Raw genomic sequence first — 21,135 nt, 5'->3', positions numbered from 1 at the left:
TGAGAATTATGTCAGTAAAGGGAGCTGGAGGTATAGGGGATTATTATGATAAACTTACATACAAACCTATTAATAAAAAAGAGGAAAAGCAAAAAGAAGAAGCAAAATTTACAAAAAACGGAAAATTGGGAAAAGATCAATTTTTAAAGCTTCTTGTAACACAGTTAAAATATCAAGATCCTTTAAACCCTATGGAAGATAAAGAATTTATCTCACAGATGGCTCAATTTAGTAGTTTAGAGCAAATGCAAAATTTAAATAAATCAATGGAAGATTTAACGAGTGAAATTAAAAATAACAATGATGCTATATTAACTGTTAATCAAATGAATTACAATCTTAATAAAGAAATGCTTAATGAATTGATAAATATCAGTAAAGCTTTAGAATCATATGGCATAAAATCAGAAGAAAGAGAAGGAAGAGGAATTTCAGGAGGAGATGAAAATGAATAAAATAATGATTCATGGTATAAAGACCGCTACTCCTAAAATATCTTCTAAAAATATAAGTCAGTCAAAGTCTTTTGCAGAAGTAATAGATCATATTACATTGAAAGATATAAAATTTTCAAAACATGCAATACAGAGACTAGAAGCTAGAAAAATAAAATTAGATAAAAAAGAACTAATAAAAATAAATCAAGCTTTAAATAAGGCGGATCAAAAGGGAATTAAAGAGACACTTATACTTATGAATAATAAGGCGTTTGTAGCGAGTGTGAAAAATAAAACTATTATTACAGTAGCTCTTGATGAGAATTTAAAAGAAAATGTTTTTACAAATATTGATGGTGCTGTAATTATATAGCTGGACCTGCTAGGAGGCTATATATCTTTGAATGACAGAGAAGATATATTACAGTAAATAAGAGGGGGTAATAAAAAATGATGCGTTCAATGTTTTCAGCTGTAGCAGGATTGAGTGCTCACCAAATGAAGATGGATGTTATTGGTAATAACATTGCCAATGTAAATACAGTAGCTTTTAAAAGTTCTAGAGTAACGTTTAAAGAAACTTTTAATCAAACCATAAAAGGAGCAGGAGCAGGCGATAGTGGCCGTGGAGGAACAAATCCAATGCAGATAGGTCTTGGAGCAGATATTGGAGGGATAGATGTAATTCAAACTAGAGGAGCCGTTGAAAGAACGGATAACCCGACAGATTTAATGATAAATGGAGAAGGTTTTTTCATGGTTTCAGATGATCCTAATTATTTAAATAGATATTATACTAGAGCAGGAAATTTTATAGTAGATGATTATGGAAATCTATGTACTCAAACTGGATATAAGGTATTAGGATATATGGCTGATGATACAGGTCGCTTAAAAAGTAACATAGAAGGGATTAAAATAGATAAGTCTGCAATATATCCTCCGCAGGCAACAAGACCTTCAGATCCGCCAATACCAGGAGAGGACATTGTTACATTTACTGGAAACCTAAATTCAAATACAAAAGAATTAGAAAAATTAAAATCAGGAGCAAAAGTCATAGGTGCTTCAGGAGAAGATGCCATATATAATTTTGATTCAGAACTTTCAAAAGCAACTGGGAAACCAGTTTATACACAAAAGAATCAAGATTTAAGTACTGCTCTTGGAAGGGAAACAACAGTAGAGGTATTTGATGATTTTGGTAATGTTCATCAAATTAAACTGGTATTTGCTAAGAAAACTGTGGATACTAGCTCTGGAGAAAGCACTTGGTTAGTAGATGCCTTTTATTTAAATAGTGATGGAGCTATGCTTAAAAATGGTGATACAAATACATATGATACTGATGGTGCTGCAAATACAAGTGCTGATGGATTTAGCTATAATGGTGGAAATTCCTTTGAACTCAAATTTGACAAAAATGGAAAAGTAATAGGTGATTCAAAAATGAGTTTTACGATAGGAAAAGATTTAACAAAAGGGGCAGATGCATTAACCTTTGAAATGAACTTTAACAAACTGACTCAGTTTGCAGATACGTCAAATGCAGATGCTACAAAAATAAAAGGATATAAACAAGGGGCTCTTACAGGATATTCAATTGCTTCTAATGGTGAAATTGTGGGTACTTTTTCTAATGGTCAAAGAAGAGTTTTAGGAAGAATTGGATTAGCTAATTTTAGTAATCCTGCAGGACTTCAAAAAACAGAGTCAAATATGTATATGGAAACTAGAAATTCAGGAATACCTTCGATTGGCCTTCCAGCTTCAAATGGATTTGCTGAACTAAATCCAGGAAGCCTTGAAATGTCAAATGTCGATTTAGGAAGAGAATTTACTAATATGATTACAACACAAAGAGGATTCCAAGCGAATTCAAGAGTTATTACAACAACAGATGAAATGTTACAAGAATTGGTAAATTTAAAGAGATAATAACTATCCGGGCTTTTAGCCCGGAATTTAAAGGATGGTTTGCATGATTACTGTATCAAAATTAAATGGAAAAAAGTGCGTTATAAATAGTGATTTAATTGAACATATTGAGACTACACCTGATACCGTTATAACCCTTACAACGGGCAAAAAAATAATTGTTTTAGAATCTATTGACCAAATCATCGATAAAATCATACAATATAAGAGAAAAATCTATTCTCATTCGACAATTTTACAAAATCTTACTAGAAATGAGGTGTAGTCTTTGGATTTAGCAACAATATTGGGAATCGTTGTAGGAATAGCGTTTGTAATAGGTGGTATAATGATTGATGGAAGTGTCTTAACCTTTTATAATTTGCCTTCAATTGTTATTGTAATAGGAGGAACTATTGCAGGTACCCTTGTAGCATATCCATTAAATAAGGTTAAGGATTCTTTAGTAATTGTAAAAAAGGCTTTTACTACTAAAAGTTTAAATCCTACTGAGGTAATTGATAATATTATTGAAATTGCTAATATAGCAAGAAGAGAGGGTCTCTTAGCCCTTGAAGAGGCAGCTGAAAATATAAATGATGAATTTTTACAAAAAGGCGTTATGTTAATTGTTGATGGAACAGATCCTGAATTAGTCAGGAACATATTGGAAACCGAATTGTCATTTATAGAAGAAAGACATGGAGAAGGAAGAAGTATATTTGATACATTAGGCAGTTTAGCACCAGCTTTTGGTATGGTTGGTACTCTTATAGGGCTTATTAACATGCTTAAGACTTTAGAGGATCCTTCTACTGTAGGTCCTAAAATGTCAGTTGCGTTGATAACTACATTTTATGGAGCAGTATTAGCAAACTTAATATTTATACCTATAGCTGCTAAACTAAAAATTAGAAGTAGAGAAGAAATATTGATTAAAGAACTTATGGTAGAGGGTCTTTTATCAATACAAGCTGGTGAAAATCCTAGAATAATTGAAGTAAAACTAAAATCATTCCTTCCTCCAAAGCAAAGAAAAACCTCTGAAGATGATCAAAGAGAGGGTGTAGAGGCTTAATATGAGTAGAAAAAGAAAACAAGAAGAAGCAAAAGCAGGTGCACCTGAATGGATGACAACTTTTAGTGATTTAATGACTTTGTTATTATGTTTTTTTGTATTGTTGTTTGCTTTTTCAACAATTGATTTGAGAAAATTTTCTGCTGTTATTCAATCTTTCCAAGGTTCTTTAGGTGTTTTAGAAGGAGGAAAAACACTTGAAGAGGTGCAATATATAGAAGATGCATTAAATGAAGACAAAACTACAAAGCAACTAGAAGAGTTGGAGGATTTTAAAAAATTAAAAGAGCAGATGGAAGAATACATAAATGAAAATGGAATGGAAGAACAAATATTAGTAGATCTTGATACTAGAGGATTATTACTTAGATTTAAGGATAATGTACTTTTCGATTCAGGATATGCAGCATTAAAACCGGCTGCAAAAAAGACATTGAAATTTATTGCTGATTTATTAAAACAAGATGAATTTATAACGAAATACATAAGAGTTGAAGGGCACACAGATTCTGATCCTATTATAAATTCAAAAAAATTTCCTACGAATTGGGAACTTTCAGTTACGAGGGCTTCAAATGTTGTAAGATTTTTGATTGAAGAAGCAGGGATAAAGGCAAATAGATTATCTGCATCAGGATATAGTCAGTATCATCCAGTAGCACCAAATGACACATTTGAAAATAAAGCAAAGAATAGAAGAGTAGACATTGTTATACTTCGTTCTGAATTTGTAAAATCTGAACCTTATTATTAAAATGCTCAAAAGGGGCGTAGAAAAATGACAGTAAAAAAAGTTGTGTTATATAGTATAATAGGATTTATTATAACAGCATTAGTTGTAGGCGTTACATTTTATTTTGTAGCGCAAAAAAAAGTTAATCAAGAACCTAAGGAAATAAAAACATATATCTATTCTATAGGTGAATTATATGCAAATGTGAAGGATAGTAGAAAAATTTTAAAAGTCAACTTAGATGTAGAAATAAGTGATGAAAAATTGACAGAAAAGTTAAATAGTAAAAGATCTGAAATAACAAATAATATATTAGAATTATTAAGGAGTAAAAGTGAAGTACAATTATCAGGAGATGAGGGACAGCAGGCTCTTCGAAAGGAGATACTAAAATCCATAAAATTAGTTTTACCTTCTGAAGATATTATAGATGTGTACTTTATAGAATTTATTATCCAATAAAGGGAGGAAACGTAATTGTCTGATGTATTATCGCAAAGTGAGATAGACGCCCTAATACAAGCTTTAGCAACTGGAGAATTAGATGCTCAAGAAATAAAAGCAGAAACAGATGAAATAAAAGTTAAAAAATATGATTTTAGAAGGCCAGATAAATTTGCAAAGGATCAATTGCGTACACTCCAAATTATTCATGAAAATTTTTCTCGATTGTTAAATACCTTCTTATCTGGCTATCTAAGAAGTTTGGTACATGTTGAGGTGCTAAGTGTAGAACAGCTATCTAATTATGAATTTACCAATTCTATATCTAATCCAGCAGTACTAGGTATTGTTGACTTTTCTCCGTTAGATGGTCAAATTATTTTAGATGTGACCTCTGATATTGCTTTTGTGATGATTGATAGAATTTTGGGAGGAAATGGGAAACCTATAGAAGAAAAGCGAAACTTTACAGAAATAGAAATATCCTTATTAAGAAAACTTATTAAGCAAATCATTAAACTTTTGAAAGAACCATGGGAAAATGTAGTAGAAATTGAACCAAAGCTAGAAAAGATAGAAACAAATTCTCAATTTGCTCAAATTGTTTCACCAAATGAAACAATTGCATTAATAACGTTAAATATTAAAATTGGAGAAGTTGAAGGAATGGTAAATTTATGCATACCTCATATTGTAATTGAGCCAATACTACCAAAGTTAAACACAAAATTTTGGTTTACTAGCATAAATAAAGAGCGAACTTCTGAGGATGAAGAAATAATTTCTAAAAGAGTAGAAAAAACAAAAGTAACAGTTAGAGCCGTTTTAGGGAAAGCGAATATAACTGTCAGGGATTTTCTTGACCTTCAGGTTGGAGATGTTATTCAATTGGATACATTAGTTAATGATCATATAAAGCTATTTGTTGGAAATAAGCTTAAATATTATGGAAGACCTGGGACAAAAAAGAAAAAGATGGCTGTACAAATAGAAGGTATTATAGAGAGGGGAGATGAATAAGATGAGCGATATGCTTTCTCAAGAAGAGATAGATGCTTTGCTAAAAGGAACCTCGCAGATTTCTCAGGATATAGGAGAAGAACTAGACGACAATGAAAAAGATGCGTTAGGGGAAATAGGGAATATTAGTATGGGTACTGCGGCAACAACTCTATTTACTCTTTTAGGGCAAAAAGTTACTATTACAACACCAAAGGTTTCCATATTAACAATGAATGAGTTAGCAAAACAATATACAGTTCCATTTGTTGTTGTAGAGGTTAAATATAAAGAAGGTATAGAAGGTACAAATCTATTGGTGTTACAAGAAGATGATGTAAAGGTTATTACAGATCTAATGATGGGAGGAGATGGAACAAATACTTCTGGAGAATTAACAGAATTACATTTAAGTGCTATTGGCGAAGCTATGAATCAAATGGTAGGATCTTCTGCTACTTCTCTGTCTGAAATGTTTCATAGTAAAATAGATATTAATCCTCCAAAAACTATGTCTATGAACTTTTCAACTGGATTAGAAGCTTTAGAATCTCTTAATAGCAATGATAAAATTGTTAAAGTTGCTTTTAAGATGGTAGTTGGAAATCTTATTGATAGTGAAATTATGCAAATTATGCCTATTGATTTTGCTAAAGAATTAGTAAATAAATTATTTAGTAGTAGTTCTAGTAATTATACAAATAATGATTCTATTAGTGAAAAAAATCAATCAAATAATAATGAGATTTTTGAAATTAAGGAAGAACAAAATAATCAAAATAGTGATCAGTATTTAGATAATAGTTATACAAAAAATTCTTCTATAACAGAACCTATGAGTATGCCTAGGCAAACGCCTGTAAATGTACAACCTGTTCAATTTCAATCGTTTGACGAAACATATTCAAATAAGGAAAAGGAAAATATTAGTTTAATTAGAGATGTTCCATTAGAAATTACTGTAGAGTTAGGAAGAACCATTAAAAAAATAAGTGAAATTTTAGAGTTTTCACCAGGAACTGTTATAGAGTTAGATAAATTAGTAGGTGAACCCTTAGATATATTGGTAAATGGAAAATTTATGGCTAAGGGTGAAGTAGTTGTAATTGATGAGAATTATGGTATTCGTATAACAGATATTATTAATCCTACAAAAAAATAAAATAGAATTAAATAAAAGGGAGGAATAATTATGGCAAAAGGAATTTTAGTAGTTGATGATGCTGCATTTATGAGAATGATGATTAAAGATGTTCTTACAAAATATGGATTTGAGGTTGTAGGAGAAGCTGAAAATGGTGCAAAAGCAATTGAAAAATATAAGGAGTTAAACCCTGAATTAGTTATTATGGATATTACTATGCCTGAGGTGGATGGGATACAAGCTGTTAGAGAAATAAAAAAGTTAAATCCTGGAGCAAAAATCATTATGTGTTCAGCTATGGGACAACAAGCTATGGTTATTGAAGCAATACAAGCAGGAGCAGGAGATTTTATTGTCAAGCCTTTTCAAGCAGATAGAGTTGTAGAAGCTGTAAAAAAAGTGTTAGGGTAAGTTGAAAGGGGAAATTGTCATTATACCAGATACTCAATACTATATAAGTGTTATTGGAGTTTTCTTTTTTATTCTAATATTAGCATATATAGTAACAAAGCTAATTGCTAAAAATGGTGCTGTGTTGATCAAAGGTAAAAATATTAAGATTATTGAAAAAATACCTCTAGGTATTGATAAATCTATATATTTGATTAATATTGGAACAGTTTATTATGTTATAGCTGTTGGAAAGCAAAGCATTGAGCTTATAGATAAAGTAAATGAAGATAGTATAAAACTTAATATAAAAAGTACACAGCTAGAAAAAAGCAATGATACTTTTGATGTCTATTTAGATAAGTACATAGAAGAAGCATCTATAAATAAAGTTTCTATAATGAATAAATTAAAGAAAATGAGGAGAAAAAATGAATATTATAAAGATAAGGACGAAAAAAAATGAGAAAAAAAGGTGTAAAAAGAAGTTGCTTGATAATTCTCTTGACGATATTTCTGTTAGCTCTTTCATTTTCTAATTGTTTTGCTGAACCCAAAATTCCTATACCAAAAATTGGTATAAATATAGATAAAGCAACAAACCCAACGGAGGTAGCAAATAGCTTAGAGATAATATTTTTATTGACTATACTAGCCTTAGCGCCATCTATATTAATGATGATGACATGTTTTACTAGAATTATTATTGTATTATCATTTATACGAAAAGCTATTGCTACCCAAACAACACCTCCTAATCAAGTGCTTATTGGGTTAGCTCTTTTTCTTACTTTTTTTATAATGGCACCAATAGGTTCAGAAATAAATGAAAAAGCAATACAACCATATTTAAATAAACAGATTTCTGTAGAAGAAGCTTTAGATAATGCTATGAAACCAATTAGAAGTTTTATGTTTAAGCAAACAAGAGAAAAGGATTTAGCACTTTTTATTGATATATCAGGGAGTGAGAGGCCAAAACGTCTTGAAGATATTCCATCTAAAGCATTAATTCCAGCTTTTATTATTAGTGAATTAAAAACAGGATTTCAAATTGGCTATATATTATTTATTCCATTTGTGGTAATCGATATGGTTGTTGCAAGTACACTTATGTCAATGGGAATGATGATGTTACCGCCAGTTATGATTTCATTGCCATTTAAGATCCTGTTATTTATACTAGTAGATGGTTGGAACCTTATAATCAAATCTTTAATTATGGGATTTAAATAGAGGTGTAATAAATGAGTGAAGGACAAATTATTGATTTACTTCAACAAGCTATGCTAAATGTAATATTATTATCAGCACCAATGCTTGTATTAGGACTTATTGTTGGTTTGGCAGTTAGTGTTTTTCAAGCTACAACACAAATACAAGAGCAAACGCTTGCTTTTGTTCCTAAGATATTATCAGTGTTGGTTGCTATTATTATTTTTGGACCATGGATTTTGAACAGGATTTTGAATTATACTGAAGGATTATTCATGAATTTAAATAATTTTATACAATAGATTGGGTGAGCTAATGTGGAAATAATATCCCAATTATATAATAATGTTGATGTTTTTATTTTAGTCTTTGCTAGAATTATAGGTATTTTTATTTCTGCCCCTTTTTTCAACCACAAGAACATACCAATCTTTATAAAGATAGGATTTTCTTTGATTTTTGCTATCATTCTTTTTCCAGTGATTAAAATACAGGCAGATCTAGTAAATAATAATTTTTATTTATTACTACTGACAAGTATGAAAGAATTGCTTACAGGGATCCTGATAGGATTTGTATGTTATCTTTTTTTTAGTTTAATTTATTTGACAGGAAGTATTGTTGATATGCAAATAGGTTTTACTATGGCTACTGTGATGAACCCACAAGACAATACACAAGTTCCAATAACTGGAAGTATGTTTTATATCATGGCAATGTTGGTATTTTTATCGATAAATGGTCATCATACTTTAATTTATGCATTAAAATATAGTTTTAATAATATTGCTCTTGGAAGTTTAAGTATGAATATGTTAATGGTTAAAAAATTAATAGAAATTTTAATTACTACTTTTAATATTGCATTTAAAATGAGTGCACCAATTTTAATTTCAGTTTTTATAACCAATATATTACTTGGAATACTGGCCAGAACCATGCCACAAATGAATGTTTTTGTGGTAGGAATGCCACTTAAAATAGGAGTAGGACTGATGATTATTATATTGGTACTGCCTTTGTATGTTAGTATTTTTCAAAATATATTTAATGATATGATCCAAAATCTTTATGAATTTGTGAATTTTATGGCAAAAGGATGAGAGCATGTTTTTTTTAAGAATAAATTTACAAGCTTTTGCTGGTGAAAAAACTGAAAAAGCAACTCCAAAAAAAAGAAAAAAAGCAAGAGAAGAAGGTCAAGTTTTACAAAGTAGAGAAATAAATTCAGCTCTAATCTTGCTATTTACCTTTTATGTCATGCGATTAATGGGAAGTTATTATTATCGAAATATTACTGTATTTACAAAAAATATTTTTTTAGGAATGAAAAATTCTGAAAATTTATTTACAGCAAATGAAATTCACAAATTGTTTATTTTAACGGTTATTTTGTTAGGGAAAATGGTAGTACCAATTGTAGGCACTGCTTTTGTTGTTGGTTTGATTTGTAGTTATATGCAAGTAGGTATTTTGTTTACAACAAAATCTTTATTCCCTAAATTTAGTAGAATCAATCCAATCAATGGCTTTAAGAAATTCTTTTCTTTAAAGCCTTTAATAGAATTTTTTAAATCTCTTGTAAAACTTTCTGCTGTAGGATATATAACGTTTAGTTATGTAATGAAGCAGTCAAAGAATATGATCAATATTTTAGATATGGACATTCTTCAAATTGTTGGGTATTTAGGAAATATTACAGTAAATATTGGTTTACGAGCAGCTATTGTTCTTATTATATTAGCCATACTGGATTATTATTATCAGAAATGGGAATATGAAAAAGATCTAAGAATGTCAAAACAGGAAATAAAGGAAGAATACAAACAAACTGAAGGAGATCCACAGGTAAGGTCAAAAATTAAGGAAAAACAACGTCAAATGTCAATGAGTAGAATGATGCAAGATGTTCCAAAAGCTGATGTTATTATTACAAATCCAACCCATTATGCTGTTGCAATAAGGTATGATAGTAAACTTGAAGATGCACCAGTTGTTTTAGCAAAAGGAAAAGACCTTATTGCACAAAAAATTAAAGAAGTAGCTAAGGAAAATAACGTTATAATTATTGAAAATAAAATGTTGGCTCGTGGAATTTATTTTGCTGTTGATATAGGAGATTATATTCCTCCAGATCTTTATCAAGCAGTTGCAGAGGTTTTAGCTTATGTATACAGAATAAAAAATATTTATTAGGAGGAATAAAGAATGAAATTTGGTGATATTGTTGTATCACTTGCAGTTATTGCTGTCGTTATGATAATAATTATACCAATTCCTTTAACTGTTTTAGATGTATTATTAAGCCTTAATATATCATTATCTTTGCTTATTTTATTGATTTCAATATACAATAAAGAACCTCTACAGTTTTCAATTTTTCCATCTATGCTACTATTAACTACATTATTTAGATTATCATTAAATATTTCAACAACAAGATATATTCTTTCTAAAGGAAATGCTGGTCATGTGATTGAGGCATTTGGTCAATTTGTTATTGGTGGAAATGCAGTTGTTGGTTTTATTATATTTTTAATCATTATCATAATACAATTTATGGTAATTACAAAAGGAGCTGAAAGGGTATCAGAAGTAGCTGCAAGATTTACATTAGATGCAATGCCAGGAAAACAAATGGCAATTGATGCAGATTTAAATTCTGGGTTAATAAGTGAAACAGAAGCACGTGAAAGAAGAATGCTAATACAAAGAGAAGCAGACTTTTATGGATCTATGGATGGAGCTAGTAAATTCGTAAAAGGTGATTCTATAGCAGGGATTATTATAACTGTTATTAACATTACAGCAGGTTTTGCGTTAGGAATGATTGGTAAGGGACTAGGCTTTATGGAGGCTTTACAAAAATATACTCTATTAACTGTTGGTGACGGTTTAGTGAGTCAGATCCCCGCTTTATTAATTTCAGTAGCAACTGGTATTGTAGTAACTAGAGCCGCTTCTGATTCTGATTTGGGGAATGATGTAATAAAGCAATTATTTAGACAACCTAAAATTATGTTTATTATTTCTGGAGTGTTGTTGTTTTTAGGATTAACTCCTCTACCGAGTATTCCTTATTTTATATTAAGTGCAATGTTTTTATATTTAGGATTTTTACTTAGAAAATCTATTAAACAAAGTATTGTTCAAGAAGAGGTAATAACAGAAGATACAGAAGTTGAAGAAATTAGAAAACCAGAAAATGTTTTACCACTACTTCAGGTGGATCCAATTGAATTAGAATTTGGATATGGTATAATTCCTCTTGCTGATCCAAAGCAGGGTGGAGATTTGTTTGATAGATTGGTAATGATTAGAAGGCAATGTGCACTAGAACTTGGTATGATTGTACCAATGATAAGATTAAGAGATAATATTCAGTTAGAATCTAATCAATATGTTATTAAGATAAAGGGGGTAGAGGTAGCTGAGGGGAATATTGTGTTTGATCATTACTTGGCTATGAATCCAGGTAATGCTGAAGGAAATATAAATGGTATTGATACAGTTGAACCTGCGTTTGGATTACCAGCAAAATGGATAGAAGAAGAAGAAAGAGAAAAAGCTGAAATATTTGGATATACAGTTGTTGATCCTTCTTCAGTAATATCTACTCACCTTACTGAGATTATTAAGAGACATTCACACGAATTATTGGGTAGACAAGAAGTAAAGACTCTATTAGACAACTTAAAGGAGCATCATGAAGCTTTAGTAGATGAACTTATTCCACAAATCATGTCAATTGGTGAAGTTCAAAAAGTATTGTCAAATTTATTAAGAGAGGGTATTTCAATAAGAGATATGGTTACAATTTTAGAAACGCTTGCTGATTATGGAACAATAACAAAAGATACAGATATGTTAACAGAATATGTAAGACAATCTCTTTCAAGAGCAATTACAAAACAGTTTATTGATGGAAAGAAAGCAAAAGTTATTACACTTGAACAAAGCCTTGAACAAAATATTATTGAAGCGATCCAGCAATCGGAACACGGATCTTATTTGAATTTAGATCCAATTGTTACCCAAAAGATTTTAAATAATTTGGCACAACAAGTTGAAAAATTAATATCTATAGGTGAACAGCCAATCATATTAACTTCTCCACTAGTAAGGTTCTATTTTAAAAAATTAACAGAACAATTAGCTCCTGAGTTAATTGTTTTATCATATAATGAGATTGATTCAAAAGTTGAAGTACAATCAGTTGGGGTGGTGAGTGCGTAGTATGAAGGTGAAAAGATATATAGCAAATAATACACAGGAAGCTATGTTAAAAGTAAAGATGGAGCTTGGAGCAAATGCTGTTATTTTACATTCTAGAAAAATTAAGCGACCTGGTATAACAGGTTTTTTTAAAAGGCCGCTTATAGAAATGGTTGCAGCTATAGAGGAAAACACTGAAAAAAAAACAAATATGCAAAATGAAAAAAGAATAATAGAGAATCATAGCGAAGCTAATAAGATTGAAGAATTGCAATACCAAGTAGGTAATATTCAAAACATGTTAAATAATTTTATTAATAAGATGGAAAGTACAGATAAGAAAAATGAATTTAGAAGATCTGAACTATTTGAAAAATATTATAATCATCTTTTAGATAATAATGTAGAAAAAAGCGTAGTAGATAAAATTATGAATATAGCAAAAAAACAAATGAGTTTCTCTAGTGAAAATGAAGAAGCAATAAACAAAGCAATAAAAATTATTATTCGAGAATATCTAGGAGATATTAGTCCAATCAATGAAAACATAGTAGAACAAAAAAGAATAGTTTTTGTAGGACCTACTGGTGTTGGGAAAACAACAACCCTAGCTAAACTAGCTGCAAAGCTGTCTATAGCAAATAATAAATCTGTTGGTTTTATTACTGCTGATACTTATAGAATTGCTGCAGTTGAGCAATTACGAACTTATAGCGAAATTTTAGGTATTCCAATAAAAGTGATATACGAACCTGAAGAAATTGGAGCTGCTATTGAAAGCTATAAAGATAAAGATATTATTTTAATAGATACAGCAGGACGGAATCATAGAGCCCTAGACCAATTAGAAGAAATAAAAAAACTTATAAGTTATATACAAAATCCAGATGTTTTCTTAGTGATTAGTGCTGCAACTGGATATAAAGATACAAAAAGTATAATTGAAGCTTATAAGTTTATGAAGGATTATCACCTATTATTTACCAAATTAGATGAAACAAGTGCTATTGGAAATATACTAAATACGAAAATATTAACAGGAAAAAATCTTTCTTATGTTACAACGGGACAAAGCGTTCCAGACGATATAGAGGTTGCAAATCCTGAAAAAATAGCAGATATAATTGTAGGTGAATTACATGAATGATCAAGCAAAAAAGCTTAGGGAGATTGTTAAAAATATAAAAAAACAAAATAGGAACGAAAGCAATGTTATATTTTCTGAAAGGGATACAGCGAATGAACATACTAGGGTTATAACTGTTACTAGTGGAAAAGGTGGTGTTGGGAAATCAAATTTTACTATTAATTTAGGACTAGCATTAATTAAACTTGGCTATAAAGTTACAATTTTGGATGCTGATTTGGGTCTGGCAAATGTTGATGTTATTTTAGGATTAATACCTAAATATACATTAGCACATGTTATTAGAAACGAGAAAACTTTAGAAGAAATAATTATAGAAGGGCCTGAAGGGATAAAATTAATATCTGGAGGTTCAGGACTAAAGGAATTAGTTGATTTGACCGAAGAACAAATAAATAACCTTATTAGTAACCTTAGACTTCTTGGTAAAGATACGGATTTTATTTTAATAGATACTGGTGCAGGAATTAATCATTCCGTGTTATCTTTTATAGAAGCTGCTAGTGAGATAATTTTAGTTACTACACCTGAACCTACGTCTATTACAGATGCGTATGCAGTGCTTAAAAATATAGTATTAAATGATAAAGAAAAAATAATAAGAGTATTAATCAATCGAGCTGAAAATAATCAGGAAGGATTAGATATTTTTAATAAATTAGATATGGCAGCAAAAAGATTTTTAAATATAAACTTGCAAAAATTAGGGGTTTTATATGATGATAATTTAGTATCAAAATCTGTAAAATTACAAAAACCGTTTCTATTGAGTTATCCAAATAGTTTAGTTAGTAAAGGTGTAGAAATGATTGCTTCTAAACTTGTGAATGAATCTAATTCAAATACTTTTGAAGTCAGTGGATTAAAAAGATTTATTCATAAATTTATTTATAGATATAAAAAACCAATTTAAAAGTTATTACTGAAAAGGAATGAAAGTAGGGTTTGTTTATGAGAAAAACAGATCTACCTGATATTGGAGATAAAATTAATATAGATCTGCTAGATAACAAAATAATTTCTGAAAATAAGAAATTAGTAAGCCAAATTATAGATAAAATTGATGATTATTCTATGCTTATTGCTACTCCAATATTCCAAAATGTTATTATACCTATTTCTGTTGGGGAGATAATAAAAATTAGTTATTCTAAAAAGAGCTTGGGAGTATATGGATTTAAGGCAAAGATAATAGGTAGAAAAAATGTCTCAGATATTTCTTATTTGAAGGTAAAAAGAATTGGCGAAATTTTTAGAGTACAAAGAAGAGAATTTTATAGACTAGAAATATTATTAAATACACAAATAAGAACTATTGAAGATGGAAACGAAAAAACTATTTATGCTTTGACAAAAGATATTAGTGGTGGAGGTTTAAGAGTAATCAGTAAAGAGGAGTTAAAAGTTGGAAGTTTTGTGCAAATAAAAATTGAAAATAATGATCAACCGATTAATGTTCAAGGAGAAATTTTAAGATGTTCACAATATGAAGAATCTAATTATAACTTTGAGATAGGGATAGTTTTTAAAGATATTAGTGAGAAAGTAAGAGAAGAAATAATATCCTTTATTTTTGAATATCAAAGAAAAATGAGAAAAAAAGGATTGATTTAGATGAGAAAGATAAACGTTTTAGTAGTTGATGATTCTGCTTTTATGCGAAAAGTAATTACAGATTTAATTAATTTAGATGACGAATTGAATGTTATTGATACAGCTAGAAATGGAGAAGAAGCTGTTAAAAAAATAAAAGATTTATCTCCAGATATAGTAACTATGGATGTAGAAATGCCCATTATGGATGGAATAACAGCTTTAAAAATTATAATGAAACAATCACCTTTGCCTGTAGTAATGCTTAGTAGTTTAACAAAAGAAGGAGCTGATGCTACATTAAATGCTTTAGAATTAGGAGCTGTAGACTTTATTACAAAGCCTAAAAATATTTTTAAAATGAATAATGATGATATAAAAAAACAGCTTATAGAAAAGATTAAAATGGCTTCTAAAGTAAATGTAAATTTAAACAATATTAATAATTTTAATGATGTTAAGCGTATATCAAGTTTTAATGTAGTATCTAGGGAAAATTCTCAAATCAAAAAAATTGTTGCAATAGGCACTTCAACTGGTGGGCCAAGGGCATTACAACATGTAATACCTTATTTGCCTAAAAACATTGCTGCAAGTATTTTAATTGTGCAGCATATGCCTGCAGGTTTTACAAAATCTTTAGCTGATAGATTAAATAATTTATCACAGATTAATGTAAAAGAAGCAGAGGATAATGAGATTTTGTTACCAGGATATGCATATATTGCTCCTGGAGGATATCATTTGAAAATAATAAAGACTGCAAATAAACATAAAATTAAACTTACAAAAGATACTCCAGTTTCTGGTCATAGACCTTCAGTAGATGTAATGATGAATTCTCTAGCACAGTTAAAGCTAAATAATTTGATCGGAGTGATTATGACAGGAATGGGATCAGATGGTGCTGAGGGAATGAAAAATATAAAATTGCAAAATGGTTATACAATAGCCCAAGATGAAGAAACGTGTGTTGTATACGGTATGCCAAAGTCTGCTATTAAATTAGGGTGTATTGATGAAGTTGTACCTATACAGGACATTGCGGCAACTATTACAAAAATCGTGGGGGTGTAGGAAATATGGATATGAATCAGTATTTGGAGATTTTTATTGAAGAGTCAAAAGAGCATTTACAAAATATGAACCAAAGCTTACTAGATTTAGAGAATAACCACAAAGATATAGAATTAGTACATGAAATTTTCAGGATAGCCCATACTTTAAAGGGAATGTCTGGAACTATGGGATATACAAAAGTTGCCAATCTTACTCATGAGATGGAAAATGTACTTCAATTATTAAGAAGCAATGAATTAGAGTTATCAGAAAATATCGTTGATCTTTTATTTGAATGCCTTGATATGTTAGAGGGATATATTAATGAAATTGCCAATTCAGGTAATGAAGGAGAGTTTGAATCTGACTATTTAATAAAAAAATTAAATGACATTATGAATAAAGATAATAAAAATCAAATTACTTCTAATGATAATTTAGACAATGATATTATATCTAATAATCAATCTATTAATATAGAAGTTGAAGAATTTGCAAAGAATATTGCTATAAAGGCAGCAGAACAAGGATATAATTGTTACAAAATGCAAATCGACTTAAATTCAAATTGTATGCTGAAATCAGCTAGAGCATTTATTATTTTTAATACCCTTGAAAAAGATTGTGAAATAATAAAATCAAAACCTTCAGTAGAAGACATTGAAGATGAAAAATTTGATGATAGTTTTGAATTAATTATTATCTCTAAACTTGATAAAGAAACAATAAGAAAAAAAATAATAAATATATCTGAGGTAGAAAAAGTATTGATTGATGAAATTGATACTAATGATTATACGATACAAACGAAAGATATGGAAGTTAATATAGAGGAAAATCAAGAGCTTGATAGTAAAAAGAAAGTAAATGAAAAATCTGCTAGTAAAGCAAAAAAACCAAAGCTAGGAAAAACAGTTAGAGTAGATATTGATCGACTAGATAATTTAATGAATCTAGTAAGTGAGTTGATAATTACAAGATCTAGGCTAGAAGAAATTGGAGATTCAGAGAAAAAACATAATATGAATGATGCTATAGAATATCTCGGAAGAATAACTACAAGTCTACATGATGCAGTGATGAAAGTTAGAATGGTTCCTATTGAGAGAGTATTTAATAGATTTCCAAGGATGGTAAGAGATCTTTCAAAAGAGTTGGGTAAAGAAATAACATTGGTTATGTCAGGTGAAGAAACGGAAGTAGATAGAACTGTTATTGATGAGATAGGCGATCCACTGATTCATCTTATAAGAAATTCAATAGATCATGGAATAGAAGATCCAGAAACAAGGAAAAAGAATGGAAAGCCTGAAATAGGTACAGTTAAACTTATTGCTTATCCAGATGGAAATAGTGTGGTAATCGAGGTAGAAGATGATGGACAAGGCATTAACATTGAAAAAGTAAAATCAAAAGCTATTCAAAAAGGTCTTGTTACAGAAGAACAAGTAGAAAATATGGATGAAAAAGAAGCTGTGAATTTATTGTTTAGATCTGGGTTTAGTACAGCTGATAAAATATCTGATATTTCGGGAAGAGGCGTAGGCTTAGATGTTGTAAAGACAAAAATAGAATCCCTTGGAGGGATTGTTGAAGTAAAAACTTCTAAATATGGTAGTACATTTACAATAAGATTACCATTAACGCTTGCTATTATCCAAGCTTTGCTAGTAAATGTCGGTGCTGAAAAATATGCTATTCCTCTCAATTCAATAAAAGAAATTATAACAATAAAGCAAACAAAAATAAGAAAAATTCAAGATCAGGAAGTAGTATTATATAGAAATATAACATTACCGATATTAAGAATGAATAAAATATTAGATGTTAGTTCAAAAAATATGGATGCAGAAGATTTAATTGTAGTTGTAGTAAAAAAAGGAGATAAGACAGCTGGATTTATAGTAGATAGTCTAATAGGACAACAAGAGATTGTAATAAAATCTTTAGGAAAGTTTTTGTCAGGTATTAAGGCTATTGCTGGAGCTACTATTTTAGGAAATGGACAAGTTGCACTAATTGTTGATACAAATTCCCTTTTCTAATCTTAAAACTTATTAAAAAGGAGAGAAGATATAATGTCTGAAAAGGTAACTGCAACAGATAATCAATACGTATTATTTAAACTTGATAATGAGTCTTATGGAGTTAATATCCTTTATGTTGAAACAATTGAGAAAGTTATGGATATAACGAGAGTTCCTTATGCCCATTATTATGTAGAAGGAGTTATCAATTTAAGAGGGGAAGTAGTACCAGTAATTAATTTAAGAAAAAGGTTTAATTTACCACAGGTAGAAATAAATGATGAATCAAGAATCATTATTGTTTCTGTTGAAGATATGATTGTAGGATTATTAGTAGATTCATCTTCTGAAGTTTTGCAATTGGATCTTGAATCTATTGATGATGTTTCAAATATTAAAGAGAATATGAAAAATGATTATGTTAAAGGTATTGGTAAAGATGGAGAAAGGATTATTATTTTACTTGACTTAAAAAAAATTTTAGGAAATACAGCTATTAATGATGAGAACCAGAGAATTTAAGGTGGGATGAATATGGGAATTTCTATAGAAGAAATGAATAATATGCAGTTAGATGTTTTAAAAGAGGTAGGCAATATTGGTGCTGGTAATGCTACGACTGCTCTTGCAGTAATGCTCAATAGAAAAATAGATATGAATGTGCCGAAAGTTGAAATATTGGAATTTAATGAAGTCGTGGAGCTGTTAGGAGGAGCAGATGTACCTATATGTGGAGTATATTTTCATGTAGATGGAGATTTGACAGGAAATATAATGTTTATGTTAACAATGGATTCATCTAAACTGTTAGCTAATATGTTATTATTTAAGGAAAATAAGACTAAAGCTTTAGATGAAATTGAACAGTCGGCTTTGAAAGAAATAGGAAATATTCTTTCTAGTGCATATATTTCATCTTTAACAACTTTAACAGGATTAAATATGAAGATTTCTGTGCCTTCCTTGTCAATGGATATGGCTGGAGCTATATTGAGCGTACCTATTATTCAATATGGTCAAGTCGGAGATAAAGTTTTGGTGATTGAAACTGAATTTAATGAAGGAGACAATGATATAAAAGGATTCTTTTTCTTAATACCTGATGTAGATTCTTTTGATGTATTGCTAAAAAGTTTAGGAGTACTAGAATAATGTCACAAATTATTAAAGTAGGCATGGCAGATTTAAACGTTACAAAGGGTGAAGGTGTTTTAACTACATTAGGTTTAGGTTCATGTGTAGGGGTTACTTTGTATGACCCCATTACAAAAGTAGCTGGTCTTGCACATATTATGCTACCTTCAAGCAAAGCAATAAGAAACAATACAAATCCAGCTAAATTTGCAGATACAGCTATTGTCTTATTGTTAGAAGAAGTTTTAAAGGTTGGGGCTATTAAAGGTAGATTGGTAAGTAAATTGGCAGGGGGAGCACAAATGTTTGCTTTTGCAAATAAAAATGATATCATGAAAATTGGTGAAAGAAATACAATTGCTGCAAAAAAGATATTAAAAGAATTAAAGATACCAATAATAGCAGAAGATACTGGTGGTAACTTTGGTAGAACAATAGAACTTTATGCAAATTCAGGTATGATCATTGTAAAAACAATAGGTAGAGGTACGAAACAAATATGAATGGAGCTATATTCTATGAAAATTATGCAATCTATACCATATGTAATTCTTATCGTTTGTATATTTGTTAGTACAATTATAGCTATGGTTCATAATATGGATTTTAGTGTATTTTTAAAGCGAACAAGTGTATTTTATTTGATTATATTTTTTGGTTCTAAAATTTGTATTCATCAAATTGTAAAAGCTAAAGAAATGTTAAGTAATGTGAGTAAAATAGATATGGTTGTTTCTTCTAAAGAAATTGAAACTGGGACTGATATTAATGAAGAAGATGTTAGCTTTTCCCCCCTAGATTTAGAACAACAAAAAGTAGCAGTATTTACCAAAGTAGATGAAAATAATAAATCATAGGGGGAGATATGATGTCTAACATGTACTTATGGGAAAAATATATTAAAACAGGAGATAAAAAGATTAAAGAACAATTGATTATAAAGTATATTGATTTAGTTAAAATTATAGCTGGGCGTTTATATGTTAATTATGGAAATAATATCGAATTTGATGATTTGGTTAGCTATGGTATTTTTGGTTTATTAGATGCAATAGATAAATTCGATCCGTCAAAGAATGTAAAATTTGAAACTTATGCATGTATTAGAATTAGAGGATCAATTATTGATCAACTTAGGGCACTTGATTGGATACCTAGGTCTGTTAGACAAAAATATAAAAAAATAGAGGACGCTTATAAATCAATAGAGAATAAATTGGGAAGAAGTGCAAAAGATGAAGAAGTTGCTTTAGAATTAAACATATCACTAAATGAATTAAGTACTCTGATAGCAGAAGTACATTCTTTTTCAGTTATTTCATTAGAAGAAAAAATTTTAAATAATGCAAATTTCACTATTATAGATGATGATATAAATATTGAACCTCAAGCATTTTTAGACCAAGAAGAAATTAAGAAAATTTTACTAGATTTAGTAAATGAATTACCAGAAAAAGAAAAAAAGATTATTAGTCTTTATTATTATTCGGAGTTAACATATAAAGAAATTTCTACTATTTTAGGAGTTTCAGAATCTAGAATTTCTCAATTACATACAAAAGCAATTATAAAATTAAAAAGTAAGCTTGAAAAACTTTTATAA

25 protein-coding genes and 1 pseudogene are annotated in these 21,135 nt (G+C 29.5%); all 26 read left to right on the top strand.

Features of this window, described 5'->3' with window-relative positions:
- Positions 1-8: 8 nt before the first annotated feature.
- Positions 9-266, top strand: a pseudogene (locus FQB35_RS16555) (flagellar hook capping FlgD N-terminal domain-containing protein); the annotation flags it as partial.
- A gap of 181 nt (positions 267-447) precedes the next feature.
- Complete coding sequence (locus FQB35_RS07715) at positions 448-810, top strand: TIGR02530 family flagellar biosynthesis protein (protein WP_231701761.1); 363 nt, start codon at positions 448-450, stop codon at positions 808-810.
- A 77-nt stretch (positions 811-887) separates the two neighbouring features.
- The gene (locus FQB35_RS07710) at positions 888-2,375 is read left to right on the top strand and encodes a flagellar hook protein FlgE (protein WP_148809426.1); all 1,488 of its coding nucleotides are present in this window, start codon (positions 888-890) and stop codon (positions 2,373-2,375) included.
- A gap of 43 nt (positions 2,376-2,418) precedes the next feature.
- Positions 2,419-2,640 (top strand): flagellar FlbD family protein, encoded by a 222-nt coding sequence (locus FQB35_RS07705; protein WP_148809425.1) that lies wholly within the window; start codon positions 2,419-2,421, stop codon positions 2,638-2,640.
- 3 nt (positions 2,641-2,643) lie between these two features.
- Complete coding sequence (locus FQB35_RS07700) at positions 2,644-3,432, top strand: motility protein A (RefSeq protein ID WP_148809424.1); 789 nt, start codon at positions 2,644-2,646, stop codon at positions 3,430-3,432.
- A gap of 1 nt (position 3,433) precedes the next feature.
- Complete coding sequence (locus tag FQB35_RS07695) at positions 3,434-4,186, top strand: flagellar motor protein MotB (protein ID WP_148809423.1); 753 nt, start codon at positions 3,434-3,436, stop codon at positions 4,184-4,186.
- A 24-nt stretch (positions 4,187-4,210) separates the two neighbouring features.
- Positions 4,211-4,627 carry a flagellar basal body-associated FliL family protein gene (locus tag FQB35_RS07690; RefSeq protein ID WP_148809422.1) on the top strand — a complete coding sequence of 139 codons (417 nt, stop codon included), beginning with the start codon at positions 4,211-4,213 and terminating at the stop codon, positions 4,625-4,627.
- 15 nt (positions 4,628-4,642) lie between these two features.
- The gene (gene fliM / locus FQB35_RS07685) at positions 4,643-5,629 is read left to right on the top strand and encodes a flagellar motor switch protein FliM (protein ID WP_148809421.1); all 987 of its coding nucleotides are present in this window, start codon (positions 4,643-4,645) and stop codon (positions 5,627-5,629) included.
- A gap of 1 nt (position 5,630) precedes the next feature.
- On the top strand, positions 5,631-6,770 hold the full coding sequence (gene fliY / locus FQB35_RS07680) for a flagellar motor switch phosphatase FliY (RefSeq protein ID WP_148809420.1): 1,140 nt from the start codon (positions 5,631-5,633) through the stop codon (positions 6,768-6,770).
- Positions 6,771-6,800: 30 nt separating this feature from the next.
- Positions 6,801-7,163, top strand: coding sequence for a response regulator (locus FQB35_RS07675; RefSeq protein WP_148809419.1), 363 nt, complete (start codon positions 6,801-6,803; stop codon positions 7,161-7,163).
- Between the two features lies 1 nt (position 7,164).
- On the top strand, positions 7,165-7,608 hold the full coding sequence (locus tag FQB35_RS07670) for a flagellar biosynthetic protein FliO (RefSeq protein ID WP_148809418.1): 444 nt from the start codon (positions 7,165-7,167) through the stop codon (positions 7,606-7,608).
- A complete protein-coding gene (gene fliP / locus FQB35_RS07665; RefSeq protein ID WP_148809417.1) occupies positions 7,605-8,378 on the top strand; it encodes a flagellar type III secretion system pore protein FliP in 774 nt (257 codons plus the stop codon). The genes FQB35_RS07670 and fliP overlap by 4 nt, the downstream gene beginning before the upstream one ends.
- A gap of 11 nt (positions 8,379-8,389) precedes the next feature.
- Positions 8,390-8,659: a flagellar biosynthesis protein FliQ gene (gene fliQ / locus FQB35_RS07660; protein ID WP_148809416.1), complete on the top strand. Its 270-nt coding sequence runs from the start codon at positions 8,390-8,392 to the stop codon at positions 8,657-8,659.
- Positions 8,660-8,674: 15 nt separating this feature from the next.
- Positions 8,675-9,460, top strand: coding sequence for a flagellar biosynthetic protein FliR (gene fliR, locus FQB35_RS07655; RefSeq protein WP_148809415.1), 786 nt, complete (start codon positions 8,675-8,677; stop codon positions 9,458-9,460).
- Positions 9,461-9,464: 4 nt separating this feature from the next.
- Positions 9,465-10,553: a flagellar biosynthesis protein FlhB gene (flhB, locus tag FQB35_RS07650; RefSeq protein WP_148809414.1), complete on the top strand. Its 1,089-nt coding sequence runs from the start codon at positions 9,465-9,467 to the stop codon at positions 10,551-10,553.
- A gap of 12 nt (positions 10,554-10,565) precedes the next feature.
- Entirely contained in the window at positions 10,566-12,593 is a 2,028-nt protein-coding gene (flhA, locus tag FQB35_RS07645) for a flagellar biosynthesis protein FlhA (protein WP_148809413.1), read from the top strand.
- A 1-nt stretch (position 12,594) separates the two neighbouring features.
- Positions 12,595-13,719, top strand: a complete 1,125-nt coding sequence (flhF, locus tag FQB35_RS07640; RefSeq protein WP_148809412.1) for a flagellar biosynthesis protein FlhF — start codon at positions 12,595-12,597, stop codon at positions 13,717-13,719.
- Complete coding sequence (locus FQB35_RS07635; protein WP_148809411.1) at positions 13,712-14,632, top strand: MinD/ParA family protein; 921 nt, start codon at positions 13,712-13,714, stop codon at positions 14,630-14,632. Before flhF ends, FQB35_RS07635 begins: the two co-directional genes overlap by 8 nt.
- Before the next feature lie 38 nt (positions 14,633-14,670).
- The gene (locus tag FQB35_RS07630; RefSeq protein ID WP_148809410.1) at positions 14,671-15,333 is read left to right on the top strand and encodes a flagellar brake protein; all 663 of its coding nucleotides are present in this window, start codon (positions 14,671-14,673) and stop codon (positions 15,331-15,333) included.
- The gene (locus FQB35_RS07625; protein WP_148809409.1) at positions 15,334-16,389 is read left to right on the top strand and encodes a protein-glutamate methylesterase/protein-glutamine glutaminase; all 1,056 of its coding nucleotides are present in this window, start codon (positions 15,334-15,336) and stop codon (positions 16,387-16,389) included.
- A 5-nt stretch (positions 16,390-16,394) separates the two neighbouring features.
- The gene (locus FQB35_RS07620) at positions 16,395-18,416 is read left to right on the top strand and encodes a chemotaxis protein CheA (protein ID WP_148809408.1); all 2,022 of its coding nucleotides are present in this window, start codon (positions 16,395-16,397) and stop codon (positions 18,414-18,416) included.
- A 33-nt stretch (positions 18,417-18,449) separates the two neighbouring features.
- Entirely contained in the window at positions 18,450-18,920 is a 471-nt protein-coding gene (locus tag FQB35_RS07615) for a chemotaxis protein CheW (RefSeq protein ID WP_148809407.1), read from the top strand.
- Between the two features lie 12 nt (positions 18,921-18,932).
- Positions 18,933-19,550 (top strand): chemotaxis protein CheC, encoded by a 618-nt coding sequence (locus tag FQB35_RS07610; protein WP_148809406.1) that lies wholly within the window; start codon positions 18,933-18,935, stop codon positions 19,548-19,550.
- Positions 19,550-20,035, top strand: coding sequence for a chemotaxis protein CheD (locus FQB35_RS07605; protein ID WP_207707273.1), 486 nt, complete (start codon positions 19,550-19,552; stop codon positions 20,033-20,035). The genes FQB35_RS07610 and FQB35_RS07605 overlap by 1 nt, the downstream gene beginning before the upstream one ends.
- Positions 20,036-20,050: 15 nt before the next feature.
- Positions 20,051-20,389 carry a hypothetical protein gene (locus FQB35_RS07600; RefSeq protein ID WP_148809404.1) on the top strand — a complete coding sequence of 113 codons (339 nt, stop codon included), beginning with the start codon at positions 20,051-20,053 and terminating at the stop codon, positions 20,387-20,389.
- Positions 20,390-20,400: 11 nt separating this feature from the next.
- Positions 20,401-21,135, top strand: coding sequence for a FliA/WhiG family RNA polymerase sigma factor (locus FQB35_RS07595; protein ID WP_148809403.1), 735 nt, complete (start codon positions 20,401-20,403; stop codon positions 21,133-21,135).

Source organism: Crassaminicella thermophila, assembly GCF_008152325.1.
In the GTDB taxonomy this organism is placed as follows: domain Bacteria; phylum Bacillota; class Clostridia; order Peptostreptococcales; family Thermotaleaceae; genus Crassaminicella_A; species Crassaminicella_A thermophila.
This window is presented reverse-complemented; position numbering and strand designations above follow the sequence as displayed.

Coding starts and splice junctions, on each gene's coding strand:
- FQB35_RS07715 (WP_231701761.1), top strand. CDS start 448: ATGAATAAAATAATGATTCATGGTATAAAGACCGCTACTCCTAAAATA.
- FQB35_RS07710 (WP_148809426.1), top strand. CDS start 888: ATGATGCGTTCAATGTTTTCAGCTGTAGCAGGATTGAGTGCTCACCAA.
- FQB35_RS07705 (WP_148809425.1), top strand. CDS start 2,419: ATGATTACTGTATCAAAATTAAATGGAAAAAAGTGCGTTATAAATAGT.
- FQB35_RS07695 (WP_148809423.1), top strand. CDS start 3,434: ATGAGTAGAAAAAGAAAACAAGAAGAAGCAAAAGCAGGTGCACCTGAA.
- FQB35_RS07690 (WP_148809422.1), top strand. CDS start 4,211: ATGACAGTAAAAAAAGTTGTGTTATATAGTATAATAGGATTTATTATA.
- fliY (WP_148809420.1), top strand. CDS start 5,631: ATGAGCGATATGCTTTCTCAAGAAGAGATAGATGCTTTGCTAAAAGGA.
- FQB35_RS07675 (WP_148809419.1), top strand. CDS start 6,801: ATGGCAAAAGGAATTTTAGTAGTTGATGATGCTGCATTTATGAGAATG.
- fliP (WP_148809417.1), top strand. CDS start 7,605: ATGAGAAAAAAAGGTGTAAAAAGAAGTTGCTTGATAATTCTCTTGACG.
- fliQ (WP_148809416.1), top strand. CDS start 8,390: ATGAGTGAAGGACAAATTATTGATTTACTTCAACAAGCTATGCTAAAT.
- flhB (WP_148809414.1), top strand. CDS start 9,465: ATGTTTTTTTTAAGAATAAATTTACAAGCTTTTGCTGGTGAAAAAACT.
- flhA (WP_148809413.1), top strand. CDS start 10,566: ATGAAATTTGGTGATATTGTTGTATCACTTGCAGTTATTGCTGTCGTT.
- flhF (WP_148809412.1), top strand. CDS start 12,595: ATGAAGGTGAAAAGATATATAGCAAATAATACACAGGAAGCTATGTTA.
- FQB35_RS07635 (WP_148809411.1), top strand. CDS start 13,712: ATGAATGATCAAGCAAAAAAGCTTAGGGAGATTGTTAAAAATATAAAA.
- FQB35_RS07630 (WP_148809410.1), top strand. CDS start 14,671: ATGAGAAAAACAGATCTACCTGATATTGGAGATAAAATTAATATAGAT.
- FQB35_RS07625 (WP_148809409.1), top strand. CDS start 15,334: ATGAGAAAGATAAACGTTTTAGTAGTTGATGATTCTGCTTTTATGCGA.
- FQB35_RS07620 (WP_148809408.1), top strand. CDS start 16,395: ATGGATATGAATCAGTATTTGGAGATTTTTATTGAAGAGTCAAAAGAG.
- FQB35_RS07615 (WP_148809407.1), top strand. CDS start 18,450: ATGTCTGAAAAGGTAACTGCAACAGATAATCAATACGTATTATTTAAA.
- FQB35_RS07610 (WP_148809406.1), top strand. CDS start 18,933: ATGGGAATTTCTATAGAAGAAATGAATAATATGCAGTTAGATGTTTTA.
- FQB35_RS07605 (WP_207707273.1), top strand. CDS start 19,550: ATGTCACAAATTATTAAAGTAGGCATGGCAGATTTAAACGTTACAAAG.
- FQB35_RS07600 (WP_148809404.1), top strand. CDS start 20,051: ATGAAAATTATGCAATCTATACCATATGTAATTCTTATCGTTTGTATA.
- FQB35_RS07595 (WP_148809403.1), top strand. CDS start 20,401: ATGTCTAACATGTACTTATGGGAAAAATATATTAAAACAGGAGATAAA.